This window comes from Stanieria cyanosphaera PCC 7437 (genome assembly GCF_000317575.1).
In the GTDB taxonomy this organism is placed as follows: domain Bacteria; phylum Cyanobacteriota; class Cyanobacteriia; order Cyanobacteriales; family Xenococcaceae; genus Stanieria; species Stanieria cyanosphaera.
In genome coordinates this window covers 1,992,713-2,005,796 of the sequence record NC_019748.1, presented here as the reverse complement: position 1 = coordinate 2,005,796, position 13,084 = coordinate 1,992,713, and the positions used below count along the sequence as shown (strand labels likewise).

Genomic DNA, 13,084 nt, shown 5'->3' with positions numbered 1-13,084 from the left:
CTTTTCATAATTGTAAAATTACTTAATACTACTCTAGATAGACTAAGAGGCAAGGGTTACCGTATAGATGCGTTCGGTAATTACAACCCGTAGAGACGTAACATGTTACGTCTCTACGCCAATGATCAATGACTATTAAAAATAAATTAATAAATTTAATCCTGGAATGGTTCGTGAAAGAGTCCACAACAACAAAATGATATACAGTACTCCTAACGCCCACTGATACCATACTAAAGTCGCAACAATACCTGGCAAATCGCGATCGCGTAAGCGAATATCATTAAAACCAAATTTTAATAAATTATTTAAACTCAAATCGTAATAATTAAGCCAATTCCATTTTCTCTCCCATAAAATAGGTTCATAGCGATCGCGAAAAAAGGGAAATCTTGGTATGATTGGTAAACGTCCCAACATTAACCGAAATTGACGCATTGAACCGTCTTCGACAAAATAAGTAAGGTCAAGTAGATTGTGATAGCGTCCTTGAGAATAAAGACGAATTAATAAAAGAGCAGGAATTGGTAATAGAATTATGGCTAAACAAGCTAAAGTTAACCAAGGTCGGTCGGTAGCTTGAAAAATTCCAATGATGCCAAATAAAGTTAATGCCCAATAACTACTTACAATACAAATAGTTTCATAGCGGTTCGGTACAATTGGTTTGGGTACACGACGACGATAGCGATCAACAAACCAAAATAATAAACTAAAAAATGCGATCGCAATTAACCCGACGGCAAACACTAAACTAAAGTTTGTGCCATAATTTCCTAACAATAAAACCAAACTTAATCCCAACCAAGCCAAAATTTTGCCAAGCCAACTTAAACTAAAAATAGTTTGCCAACTAACAGCAATAATTTGACTACCTAATTGTTTCAGTCTAAGTTTTTCTCTTTGATATTCAAGTTGATTAGCGTCAGGTATTTGTTCTAATCTCCGAAAGTTTCTAATTAAATTGCGTAAAATAATTTCATTACCTTCTAAAATTGGCACATTAATAATTTTCCCAATTATTCCAGTCTCTCCAATAATTTTGGCAACATCAGAATCAAAACCTAACCCAGCCACATTAATTTTTGTCTGAGGAGCAAAAACTGCATTACTTAAATTAATTTGTTCTAAAATAATTGAATCTTGTAAATCAATTGGCTTTTTAAAAAAAGTATCCCGAAAATCAACCATCCCTTCAAAAATACTATTAATCATTAAGAGAGATTCTTGAAATCTACTTTTAATAAAAATAACTCTTTGTTTAAAATCGCTCTTACTTAAATTAACTAATCCCTCAAAATTACTATTATTAAAATCTAATAACTGTTCAAAACTTGCCGACTGAAAATCAAGCTTATTTTGAAAATAACTATTATTAAAGTTTGCCTGAGCTAAAAATTGTCCACCTACAAATTTTACCTTACTACCAAAATTACTATAACTAAAATTTGCTTCCTTCTGAAAACGAGTATTACTAAAATCTATTTCTCGAACAAAAATACTATTAATCCAATTAGATTCTTGTCTAAATTTTGCTTCTGTAGCAATAATTTTTTGTAAACAAAAACTATTATTAAAATCTACTTGATCTGTAAATTCAGTTTGCTGAAACTTTAATCCACTTCTAATTATATTAACTGTTGGAATTTGTTCTCCTGGTTGAAGAGATAGCTGACTATATTCTTTGATAGTTTCTTGTTCCAAGGGATTTAATAAAGATGATAAAGCTCCTTCAGCTAAACGAGTTGAAATACCTAAATCTTTAGCCTCAAATTTCCCTTTAATAAGTGTTTGACTAAAATCTAAAACAATGGGTTTGTTGCTACGAATTAATTTAGTTTGGAGTTGTTGATAAAATTGTTGATTAAATTCGGGATTTTTATTACTTAAATCAATAATAAAATTACTTAAATCAATTGTATCTATTCCTTCTTTTTGAATTGGCTGTTCAATCCGAGATTGCAAAATTTCTAAGGTTAATAAAGTTTTAGTTTCAGCCCAAGCTAAATTATGCTCTAAATTTCCTAATCCTATAATTAGCCAGCAACAAGATAAAAGTAATAAAAATTTGATGATAAATACTTTTAAATTTAATTGAAACAAGCCAAATATTTTCAATATTTATAAACTCCTTTTTATGTTAATGAGTTTGAAACCCTCAGAGGAGATCTGAAAAGTCTCATTTGTCATAATGAAGTGGAGTGAAACGGAACGACGGGGCGTTTAAACGCTGGAAGTAAATTCCAGCGACAGCCCCTCAAGAATCTATCTTTCTGGCTGATGCGCTGAGATGTTTCGCTTCGCAATCGCTGCGCTGATCCTTCACTGCGTTCAGGACGACATTTTATACTTTTCAGACAACTATCTGTGACTATGAAGTTAGAAGAAGCTTTATTTTGGAGTCTCAGAAAAAATCAAATATTAATAGTATTGAAAGTTTAGACGAACTGAAAAATATTGTAACCTTCCTACCTTTAACTTCTGAAGTGTTGTCAAAAGCAGCTGAATTATGGGCAACAGCTACAACTCAAGAAATCCCTACAGCAGATGAAAAAAGTCTCGACGTTGATATAATTATCTGCACCCAATGGCAACTACTAACTGAAAAATATCCTGGTAGATATATTGCAGTAGCTACTACTAATGTCAAGCATTTAAGTTATTTTACTGAAGCAAAACAATGGCAAGATAAGGTTTTTGCGATCGCTCTACTGATCATTAGAAAAATAACACTTACTTTTTAAAACTTCAACTGAAAACGGCTGATTTTAATTTTTTTAAACAGAGCTTTGTTTGGTTAAGTTTGTGTAAGCTTCTATTTCATTTTTTAGATCTTGACATTGAGTTCTAATTGCTTCGTATTTTGCTTGTAAAACTATTTTCTCTTCTAGAAAATGTGAGATGCTTTCTGGATCAAATCTACATAATTCTGCATTGATTAACTCTTCTCGGATCACTTGTGAATATTCATGTTTTAAATCTTCTGTGGTTTGAATTAGTTGTTGTACTTGCACTCCTGCTCTTGAATAAAGTTGAGCTTTTGATTGATAAATATTAGAAGTCAATACCAAGTTTTCTAATCTTTTTAATTCATTTTTTTTATTGTTTAATTCAGTAATTTGAGGATTTATTTTGTTAAAAATTTCTTTGGTGAGTGAAGAGATTTTTTTGATAGTTTGAAAATTAGTATCTTTGGGATTTTCTTGTTTAATTAATTTTGTTTTATTAATTTCATGTTCTAATTTTACAAAATTAAGAATGCCATCATTCAGTTCGGGGCGAATAGATTTGACTATCCACTGTACTGATTTTTTTGGCTCACCAGGAATTTTAACAATATCAATTGGAATGCTGTAAAGAGTTTGAGATGGGATCGAAACTACATCGCTATTTTGGATTTTAGTTATTTTTTGCTGAAGTAAAATATATGAAATTAATTTGGTTGCTAAATATAAGCCGATAATTCCCGCTATCAACGAAACAAAAATATACCAATATTTAATTAGTATAAATAGGCAAAAAAGAACAATTAATAAATAAATGATAGGCATGATATTTTCTTACTAAATAGAATATTATTGCCAACCCTAATTATAAAAATAATATAACTACTAGCTTAAACAAACTAAAGAAAATATAAAAATCAATTTTGAAAATTGATATTTAAGACAAAAAAATGTAGTTGCTTTGCATTTCTTTGTAATTTAAAAACATTTGTTAACAATCAACGGTCAATCATTGTCAGAAAAATTTGCGTCACTGCAAGTACAGCAAGACACGAGATCGCCCTTATTCATTTCTTTTGCCACTGCTATCTACATTTAAATCAACGTCACAAGATTGTACGGTAAACCGCACTATCCAAACAGTTGCCATCTCCTACCTTATTTAGCTAAATTAGCACTCGGAAGGTGAGAGTGCTAACTTAAAAGAAAGCTCTCTTCTCAAATATATCTGGAGGATTAGTCTATGGCAGCTATTTCAATTAATGTTTCAACAGTTAAACCTTTAGGCGATCGCGTATTTGTCAAAGTCAGTGCTTCTGAAGAGAAAACTTCTGGTGGTATCCTTTTACCAGACACTGCCAAAGAAAAACCTCAAGTAGGTGAAGTAGTTGCTGTTGGGCCTGGTAAACGCAATGATGATGGCGGTAATGTACCTTTGGAAGTCAAAGTAGGAGATAAAGTTCTCTACTCCAAATATGCTGGAACTGATATCAAACTTGGCGGAGAAGATTACGTTCTTTTATCTGAAAAAGATATTCTAGCATCTGTTGCTTAGTAGTCAGAGTTAGTAATAACTGACAATCATCTCATCAACATTTAAGTTACTTTCAAGTTCACAATATTAGTTTCAAGGAAGAACAGATAAACCTATGGCTAAATCAATTATCTACAACGACGAAGCACGCCGTGCCTTAGAACGAGGAATTGATATTTTAGCAGAATCCGTTGCAGTTACTCTTGGCCCTAAAGGACGTAACGTAGTATTAGAAAAGAAATTTGGCGCACCCCAAATCGTTAATGATGGGGTAACAATCGCCAAAGAAATCGAATTAGAAGATCACATTGAAAATACTGGAGTATCTTTAATTCGTCAAGCTGCTTCCAAAACTAATGATGTGGCAGGTGACGGTACTACTACTGCTACAGTTCTCGCTCATGCGATTGTCAAAGAAGGCTTACGCAACGTTGCTGCCGGTGCTAATCCTATCGCTCTCAAACGCGGAATTGATAAAGCTACAGAATATTTAGTCGACAAAATTGCTCAACACGCCAAGCAAATTGAAGATTCCAAAGCGATCGCTCAAGTTGGTGCTATCTCTGCTGGTAACGACGACGAAGTAGGTAGCATGATCGCTCAAGCGATGGATAAAGTAGGTAAAGAAGGCGTGATTTCCCTTGAAGAAGGTAAGTCTATGACTACCGAATTAGAAATCACTGAAGGGATGCGCTTTGACAAAGGTTATACCTCTCCTTACTTTGTCACTGATACCGAACGCATGGAAGCGGTTCTCGATGATCCTTTTATCTTGATCACTGATAAAAAAATCACTTTAGTACAAGACTTAGTTCCAGTTTTAGAACAAGTAGCTCGTCAAGGCAAACCCTTGATGATTATTGCTGAAGACATCGAAAAAGAAGCTTTAGCTACTTTAGTTGTTAACCGTCTTCGTGGCGTACTCAACGTAGCAGCAGTAAAAGCTCCTGGTTTTGGCGATCGCCGTAAGCAAATGCTTGAAGATATCGCTGTTCTAACTGGTGGTCAATTAATCTCTGAAGATGCGGGCTTAAAATTAGAAAATACCAAAGTAGATATGCTTGGTAAAGCTCGTCGTATCACCATTACTAAAGACAACACCACCATTGTTGCTGAAGGTAACGAACAAGCTGTTAAAGCTCGTTGCGAACAAATTCGCCGTCAAATCGACGAAACCGAATCTTCCTACGACAAAGAAAAACTTCAAGAACGCCTAGCTAAATTAGCTGGTGGTGTAGCTGTCGTCAAAGTAGGTGCTGCTACTGAAACCGAAATGAAAGACCGCAAACTTCGTTTAGAAGACGCAATCAACGCAACTAAAGCAGCCGTAGAAGAAGGTATTGTTCCTGGTGGTGGTACTACTTTAGCTCACCTCGCTCCTGAACTCGAAACTTGGGCTAATAGCAACCTTTCTAACGAAGCTCTAACAGGTGCTTTAATCGTTGCTCGTGCTTTAACTGCACCTCTAAAAAGAATTGCTGAAAACGCTGGTCAAAACGGTGCGGTAATTGCTGAAAGAGTTAAAGAAAAAGACTTTAATGTTGGCTTCAATGCTGCTAACAACGAATTTGTTGATATGTTTGAAGCAGGTATTGTTGACCCAGCTAAAGTAACTCGTTCCGCTCTACAAAACGCAGCTTCTATTGCAGGTATGGTCTTAACTACTGAATGTATCGTAGTTGATAAACCTGAAAAAGAAAAAGCTCCTGCTGCACCAGGTGGCGGTGACTTCGACTACTAATTTTCATTCTCCAAATTAGTAATTTAACTTTAAGCTGCTTTCTACATCGAAGGCAGCTATTTTAATCAGTGACCAGTAGAGACGTTCCATGGAACGTCTGTACACCAGTTACCAGTTATCAATTAACCATAAACAAAAACTGGGGTGTTGATTGTACTTCACAACTATGAAAAAGGCTATAGTAAGTAATTAAAATGAATCCCAATCACTGGCTTACTGTCTGGTTATTTATTGCGATCGCTACTTGCTTGAGTGGCGGAGTTGGTTGGTTAGTTAAACATCAAATTTTAAAACTAAAACCAATTATGGCTTTCAGTGAGACACAGTGGCAGTTTATGAGAATTTGGGTCAAGGTTGCCTTAGTGATTGGAGTAATTCTTCCTACGGTAATGTTGGTTGTTTTTTGGGAGCGATCGCTATCTCGTCAGTTTTTCAGTTGTTATTTATTAGCCGTTGTGGTTCAGCTTACTTCTGAAATAAGTTTTAGTCGTTGGTTATGCCCAAGTGTTGTGGTTACGATTGGAACAGTTTATACTGGGTTTCGGATTTGGCAATTGTGGTCGGGAATAAACTTAGTTAGTTATCCGCAACCTTGGCTTGGTTTCTTATGGTTAGTTTTGTTGTTTTGGGTAGCAAATTTGATTATGTTGCTCACAATGGCTTTTCCGAGTATTATGCCAGAATCCAAGAAAAATTTAGTTAATCCTAGTTAATTTTGTTGTTAAGTATAAATATTTTTTGAACTTATTTAAATAAAAAATTTTTAATAACTTTTGAATACTCAACAGGATTTTCAAAATGAATATTATGACCACTATTTTTAATTATTTTTAATTGAGAATTGGGACATAGTTTTGACATTTGAGTATTTATCAAAACAAATTTTTGATCTAATTCTCCGACCACAAACAGTAGAGGTATTTTGTTGAATTTAAGTTGCTGCCATAGAGAAGGTTGAAGTCCTGTACTGAGATTTCTTAAAGATTTTGCTAACTCTTGGGGATTATTTTTTAATCTTTTTTGGATGGCTTGATTAAAATCGCGATGTTTTTTAAACGAATTAAATAAAGAATTACTATACCATTGATTTAGAAAAGCTTCAAAATCGTTTGTTTCTAATTTTGCTGCAAGTTGACAGTCTTTTTTAAGACGTAGATGACGTTCTTTTTCTGCTATTAATCCAGGAGAAGCAGATTCTAAAACAACTTTCTCAAAATAGTTAGGAAAATAAATAGTTAAATATAAAGCCAAACGACCACCTAAAGAATAGCCTACTAAAAAACATCTAGCAATTTGATTTTTTTGTAATAATTCAATTAAAGCTTGAGCAGTTTTTGACATAGTATAATATTCCTCTGAGCCAAAAATTTTAGTTTTACCGTGACCAGGTAAATCCACAGTAAGAAAAGAAAAAGAAGAAGAAAGCAAAGAAATAACTTGCTCAAAATCAAAGCGATCGCCCATAAATCCATGAAGAAATAAAATAACAGGTTTGTTTTTATTGCCTTGCCAAGAATAATTAAATTGATAATTTTCTAAAATCATTAAAATATAATATTTTCAAGTTTATTTTGACTGTAAATGAGATAATTTAAAACTCGTTAATTAAAATTCAAACGGAAGATGAAAATCGCGACTTGGAATGTCAACTCAATTCGGACTCGTCAACAAATTGTAGTTGATTGGTTAAGCCAAAATTCTGTAGACGTTCTTTGTTTACAAGAAACCAAAGTGATCGATCAAGATTTTCCTCGACTTGCTTTTGAACAATTAGGTTATCATCTCTACATTTCAGGGCAAAAAGCTTATAACGGTGTCGCTATTTTTAGTAGAACTCCTTTAACCGAGGTGAGTAGCGGTTTTAGTCCTATTTTAGGTGATATAGTTGCAGAATTTGACTTACAAAAGCGAGTAATCACAGGAGTCATCGCAGATATTAGAGTGGTTAATCTTTATGTTCCTAATGGTTCAGCAGTGGGAAGTGAAAAATATCAATATAAGTTAGCTTGGTTAAAATTGTTGGGCGAATATTTAGCCACTTTACAAGATAAAGAAACTAGAGAAATTTGTATTTGTGGTGATTTTAATATTGCTTTAGAAGATCGAGATATTTATAATCCCAAAGGCAAAGAAAATCATATTATGTCTTCTCCTACAGAAAGAGAAGCTTTACGAGAAGTATTAGCGATTGGTTTTCAAGATGTTTTTCGTAAATTTAATTCAGAAACAGGACATTATAGTTGGTGGGATTATCGTGCTGCTGGTTTTGTTCGTAATCGTGGTTGGCGCATCGATCATCATTATTTGACACAAAAGTTATACAAACAAGCAATTAATTGTAAAATTGACCTTGAACCAAGAAAATTAGATAAACCAAGTGATCATGCTCCTGTAATTTTGGAATTTTGAATCTGACATTCTCAAATAAAGTGTTATCATTAATCCTGAGAATAGAGATTGAAGATTAGAATTTGCATTCAGTATTGATAGGTTTTCCATCTGGTATTGACAAGCTTCACTCCGAAATCTTATCTCTCTACACACTTTTGATTGAGGAGACAATCAACTTATGTCAATTTACGTAGGCAATCTGGATTATGAGATTGGTCCAGAAGATCTAACAGAAGTTTTTGCTGAGTATGGCAGTGTTAAACGAGTTCATTTTCCTACTGACCGTGAAACAGGACGCAAGCGTGGTTTTGCTTTTGTAGAAATGGAAACAGAAGCAGAAGAAGATGCAGCGATCGCTAAATTAGACGGCGCAGAGTGGATGGATCGCGAGTTAAAAGTTAATAAAGCTAGACCTCGTGAAAACAAAAACTCTTTTGGTGGCGGCGGACGTAGAAACAATCGTTTCTAAAATTTCAACTTAAACTAAAATTTAACACTTCTGGAGTGAAAGGGATTCAATTCTCGCTATTTCAGAAGTGTTTTGTTTGAAAAAAAAAACTACAAAAATACCTAAAATTTCTTCATTTTCTCTATCCAAGTTCCAAAGTTGTCACTCCAAAAATGCGCTCTACATCAAGATTTGGCACATTGCCTCGATACATTCGCACACAAGTAAACACAGACTCTAAACAATAGCGTTGAATTAAAACTGGTAATGCTGGTTGAACATCGGGAATGTCGATAAATACAGGCTGCCCTTCAGCATGATACGTCAAGGCACGAAATAGAGAATCTGCAATCTCGAACGTATCTGCAAACAAAGGTCCAATTTTAAAACCTTGACGGCAGGAACGCAACACTCCGTAACCACAAAGGCGATCGCCCGATACAATTCCATAGGCAGCTTCTGCAAAGTGAATCCAAGGCGACAAAAACTGAGGACGTGACGCTGGAAAAAATTTTGTGTCATAAAGAATGATTTGTTTTAATGGCACATCCGTTAGTGAAATTACATCACTCGGAACTGAATTGGATGAAATAGGTTCATAAACGTAACGAACATGACGATATGCTGCTGTAAATCCAGCCTGATGATAGGTTGATTCCTTCTCCAGCACTCCATCTAAACCAATGCTAAAGTTTTCCGAATCAAGTCGACTAATCAACTGCTGCCATGCAGTTTGCCACAATTGAAGTCCGTACCCAAGTCCTCGCCATTGAGGTTTAACGATGTAAAGCCCGATAAATCCAAATTTGCTATTGTAGCGAACTACGGAGATACAACCGATCTGTTCCCCCTCAAGTTCTGCAATCAGAAATCCTGCTGGATCGGTGGCGTAGAAAGAGGTGGCATCGTGTAAACCAGGATTCCAGCCTTCTTGGGCTGCCCAATCGAGAGCAAGCTGAACCTCTGAAGAGGTCATGGGTCGAATCGTCAACTTTGGAGTCATTTGTTCGCTCCTTACAGCGATTTCCAGTTTGTATTTCTGCCTTCTGCCTTATAGTCTACTAAGCACGAAAACTGCTGTAAATATTGCGGAAATTAGACTGGGGTTATTTGCCTCCTGCAACATCTATAAATGAACCTGTTGTATAGGACGCCTCATCTGATAATAACCATAAAATTGCCTTAGCTACCTCAATTGGTTGACCTCCTCGTTTCATAGGAATAAACTCTTTGACTCGTTCGATCCGATTTGGTTCTCCACCGCTTGCATGAATATCAGTGTCGATAAAAGCTGGACGTACAGCGTTTACGCGAATGCCCTCTTCGGCGACTTCCTTCGCTAATCCAATTGTCATCGTATCGATCGCGCCTTTGGAAGCAGCATAGTCGACATACTCATTAGGAGAACCTAGACGAGAAGCTGCTGAGGAAACATTCACAATAGCTCCTCCTGTACCACCATATTTAGTAGACATTCGTTTAATAGCTTCTTTTGCACAAAGGAAACTACCAGTGATGTTTGTCGCAAAAACTCGATTGAGACGAGCAGCATTCATATTTTCTACTCGCATTTGCTGCGCTAGAATTCCAGTATTGTTAACCAGCGCACTTACCCTTCCTAATTGTCGATCCACTGTTTTAAACAAATGAATTACCTCAGTCTCAGAAGCAATGTCAGCAGCGACTGCGATCGCTTTACCTCCATTCTGTGTAATAGAATCAACAATGTTATTGGCAGCTTTTTGTTGATGAAGATAGTTAACACAAATAGCATAACCACGCTCGGCAGCAATACAGGCAGTAGCAGCACCGATACCACGACTACTACCCGTAATAATCATAATTTTTTCCATTTTTATATTTTGTACGAAAAAACTACCTCAATCTTGTGGCAAAATCACCGTAAATGTAGTTCCTTGATTAACTACACTTTCTACAGTAATTTGTCCTTGATGATTTTCAACAATAGCTTTAGCGATCGCAAGTCCTAAACCTGCCCCTGTGGCATTTTCTAAATCGCGGTTATGACTGTGAGAAGGATCTGCCCGATAAAAGCGATCAAAGATGTGAGGTAAAGCTGATTCAGGAATACCATTGCCATTATCTTTGACTTTGATTTGTAAAGCAAAAGAACGAGGTGAATCAGAATAATTTCTTCTAACTTTAAGTTTGGCAGGGCGTTTAATTTGTTGTAATTCTACTTCTATCGCAGGTCGATAATCTTCAGAGTTGGTTTCTGTTTTAGTATGTTCAATCGCGTTAGCAATTAAATTAGTAAACAGACGCGCTAACTGATTCCAATCTCCTGGTACAGTAAAAACTTCTTCGCAACTGAGATCAGATTTTAGATTGGGTTCAATTAAATGTACTGATAAGAAAATATTTTTTTGTTCGGCAAGGGTTTTTTGTTCTTCAATTACTTCAATTAATAATGCATCTAATGGTACTGGTTCAAAATTAGTTTGGACAATGCCACTATCAGAACGCGCCAAAAATAATAAATCATTAACTAATCTACCCAACCTTTGAGTTAATCTTTCGATCACTTTTAATTGTCTTTGTTGCAGTTGAGGTTCTGCTTCAGGATAAGCTAATGCCATTTGTACATTAGTTTGAATTGTCGCAATCGGATTGCGTAACTCATGGGAAGCATCAGCAGTAAATTGTTTTAAACTAGAGTACGAATTTCGCACAGGTTCGATCGCGATTCCTGATAACCACCAACCAATTCCTGCTACCGAAAGAACCATCAAACTAATGCCAATTGCCAAATCTCTAGTTAACTGATGAATCGGTTTAGTAACTTCAAACCAAGGATGACTAACTCTTAAATAACCTAAAATCTGATGATTAACTTCTATTTTTTTGGTTAGTTGCCGTAAAATCCGATTATCTGATAAATACACCGTTTCACTAATACGATTAGGATGCAAAGGTACGGTTAAAGGTTCAGAAAATGTCCACCACAGTAATTGTTGATCGGGATTAAACCATTCAAGATCGATGCGATCATCTTCTACAGCATCAGGATTATGACGAAAACTCGCTTCTAAATTAATTCGATAATTAACATTACTATTAGCAGTCGGTTGAATTACAATTGAACGATTAACTACTTCAATCACGTGTTTGAGAGTATCATCAATCCGCTCAATTAAAGTACTACGAACGTAAAGATAAACTCCCGTAGCAAATAAAAATAGCAATACCGCAGTAACAATAGTGTACCAAAGAGCTAAACGACGACGAGTAGATTGAAACAGAGGATTCATGCGATCGCTTGTATCGAGCAAAAGTTTCTCGTTTAGAATAAATTTAATAGATTTAGTTTTACCATCAAACATGAATCAACAATCTCTTCGTCGATTAATCAAGCGTTTTATTTTTGGTATTTTAGCTGGATTTTTTGTGGCAGCAATATATTGGTCTTATTCTACTTATTTCCACGCATCTTTTTCTTTAATTTACGGAATTATGAGCAGTTTATTTTTAGCAATATTTTTTGGTCTTATTGCTGCCCTGACTGATTTGGATAACTTGCTCGATAATCTTCCGCCCCTGTGATTTAGTCATAAATTGAGATTCTGGTTAGATTCAGTTTATTTTATAATTTTAAATCTGTTTAACAAACATAATTAAATTTAATAATTAGGCCAAGTTAAGCGATAACCAAACCCAATATCAATCATTGATTTGAGCTAAATTTAACTGATGGGAATCGAAGAATTATTATTACCTTTTAGAGCAGAAATATTAAAAATAGCTGCAAAATATGGTGTGTATAAAGTGCTAGTGTTTGGTTCTGTAGCTAGAGGTGAAGCAAGACCAGATAGTGATGTAGATTTGCTGATAGAATTTGAACCACAACGAACCTTATTAGACCAAATTGCTTTAATGCAATCATTGGAAGAATTGCTAGGACGAAAGGTAGATTTAACTGAACCAAAAACTTTACACGAGTGTATTAGAGAAAAAGTATTGCAAGAAGCTATAGTTTTATGAAAGATGACCGCCTTTACTTAACTAATATTAAAGAATGGATTGAGCGTATTGAATTTTACACTCGCGATGGCAAAGAAATATTTTTACAAACAACAATAATTCAAGATTAATATCTATAGTTAATAATTAGTAGAAATCAATAATCAACTATTAACAACCAACAAATATTTTAAATTTAGTTTTTTCCTAATTTCTTTATAATTACTAGATTAGCTATACTTGAGAAACAATTTGCATTTTCA

General features: G+C 34.9%; 14 protein-coding genes. 8 read left to right on the top strand and 6 right to left on the bottom strand.

Annotated elements, in window-relative coordinates:
• Window positions 1-135: 135 nt before the first annotated feature.
• Window positions 136-2,118 carry a pentapeptide repeat-containing protein gene (locus STA7437_RS08745; protein ID WP_015193022.1) on the bottom strand — a complete coding sequence of 661 codons (1,983 nt, stop codon included), beginning with the start codon at window positions 2,116-2,118 and terminating at the stop codon, window positions 136-138.
• A gap of 278 nt (window positions 2,119-2,396) precedes the next feature.
• Between STA7437_RS08745 and STA7437_RS08740 the strand changes: the two genes are divergently transcribed.
• Window positions 2,397-2,744: a hypothetical protein gene (locus tag STA7437_RS08740; RefSeq protein WP_015193021.1), complete on the top strand. Its 348-nt coding sequence runs from the start codon at window positions 2,397-2,399 to the stop codon at window positions 2,742-2,744.
• Between the two features lie 33 nt (window positions 2,745-2,777).
• On the opposite strand, the gene STA7437_RS08735 is transcribed toward STA7437_RS08740, so the two are convergent.
• A complete protein-coding gene (locus tag STA7437_RS08735) occupies window positions 2,778-3,551 on the bottom strand; it encodes a hypothetical protein (protein WP_015193020.1) in 774 nt (257 codons plus the stop codon).
• 418 nt (window positions 3,552-3,969) lie between these two features.
• Between STA7437_RS08735 and groES the strand changes: the two genes are divergently transcribed.
• From groES to STA7437_RS08720, 3 genes are all read left to right on the top strand, one after another.
• A complete protein-coding gene (gene groES / locus STA7437_RS08730) occupies window positions 3,970-4,281 on the top strand; it encodes a co-chaperone GroES (protein ID WP_015193019.1) in 312 nt (103 codons plus the stop codon).
• A gap of 94 nt (window positions 4,282-4,375) precedes the next feature.
• Window positions 4,376-6,001 (top strand): chaperonin GroEL, encoded by a 1,626-nt coding sequence (gene groL / locus STA7437_RS08725; RefSeq protein ID WP_015193018.1) that lies wholly within the window; start codon window positions 4,376-4,378, stop codon window positions 5,999-6,001.
• 194 nt (window positions 6,002-6,195) lie between these two features.
• The gene (locus STA7437_RS08720; RefSeq protein WP_015193017.1) at window positions 6,196-6,714 is read left to right on the top strand and encodes a hypothetical protein; all 519 of its coding nucleotides are present in this window, start codon (window positions 6,196-6,198) and stop codon (window positions 6,712-6,714) included.
• A 31-nt stretch (window positions 6,715-6,745) separates the two neighbouring features.
• Here STA7437_RS08720 and menH read toward each other — a convergent pair whose 3' ends face one another.
• Entirely contained in the window at window positions 6,746-7,546 is an 801-nt protein-coding gene (gene menH, locus STA7437_RS08715; RefSeq protein ID WP_015193016.1) for a 2-succinyl-6-hydroxy-2,4-cyclohexadiene-1-carboxylate synthase, read from the bottom strand.
• A gap of 78 nt (window positions 7,547-7,624) precedes the next feature.
• Between menH and xth the strand changes: the two genes are divergently transcribed.
• Both xth and STA7437_RS08705 read left to right on the top strand, forming a co-directional pair.
• Window positions 7,625-8,410 (top strand): exodeoxyribonuclease III, encoded by a 786-nt coding sequence (gene xth / locus STA7437_RS08710; RefSeq protein WP_015193015.1) that lies wholly within the window; start codon window positions 7,625-7,627, stop codon window positions 8,408-8,410.
• A 160-nt stretch (window positions 8,411-8,570) separates the two neighbouring features.
• On the top strand, window positions 8,571-8,861 hold the full coding sequence (locus STA7437_RS08705) for an RNA recognition motif domain-containing protein (RefSeq protein ID WP_015193014.1): 291 nt from the start codon (window positions 8,571-8,573) through the stop codon (window positions 8,859-8,861).
• A gap of 121 nt (window positions 8,862-8,982) precedes the next feature.
• On the opposite strand, the gene STA7437_RS08700 is transcribed toward STA7437_RS08705, so the two are convergent.
• The 3 genes from STA7437_RS08700 to STA7437_RS08690 form a co-directional block, all read right to left on the bottom strand.
• Window positions 8,983-9,843 carry a GNAT family N-acetyltransferase gene (locus STA7437_RS08700; RefSeq protein ID WP_015193013.1) on the bottom strand — a complete coding sequence of 287 codons (861 nt, stop codon included), beginning with the start codon at window positions 9,841-9,843 and terminating at the stop codon, window positions 8,983-8,985.
• Between the two features lie 103 nt (window positions 9,844-9,946).
• Window positions 9,947-10,693, bottom strand: a complete 747-nt coding sequence (locus STA7437_RS08695; protein ID WP_041619276.1) for an SDR family oxidoreductase — start codon at window positions 10,691-10,693, stop codon at window positions 9,947-9,949.
• A 27-nt stretch (window positions 10,694-10,720) separates the two neighbouring features.
• Window positions 10,721-12,103, bottom strand: a complete 1,383-nt coding sequence (locus tag STA7437_RS08690; RefSeq protein WP_041619892.1) for a sensor histidine kinase — start codon at window positions 12,101-12,103, stop codon at window positions 10,721-10,723.
• 79 nt (window positions 12,104-12,182) lie between these two features.
• On the opposite strand from STA7437_RS08690, the gene STA7437_RS08685 reads away from it, so the two are divergent.
• Window positions 12,183-12,404, top strand: a complete 222-nt coding sequence (locus STA7437_RS08685; protein WP_015193010.1) for a hypothetical protein — start codon at window positions 12,183-12,185, stop codon at window positions 12,402-12,404.
• A gap of 147 nt (window positions 12,405-12,551) precedes the next feature.
• Window positions 12,552-12,842, top strand: coding sequence for a nucleotidyltransferase family protein (locus STA7437_RS08680; RefSeq protein WP_015193009.1), 291 nt, complete (start codon window positions 12,552-12,554; stop codon window positions 12,840-12,842).
• Window positions 12,843-13,084 lie beyond the last annotated feature (242 nt).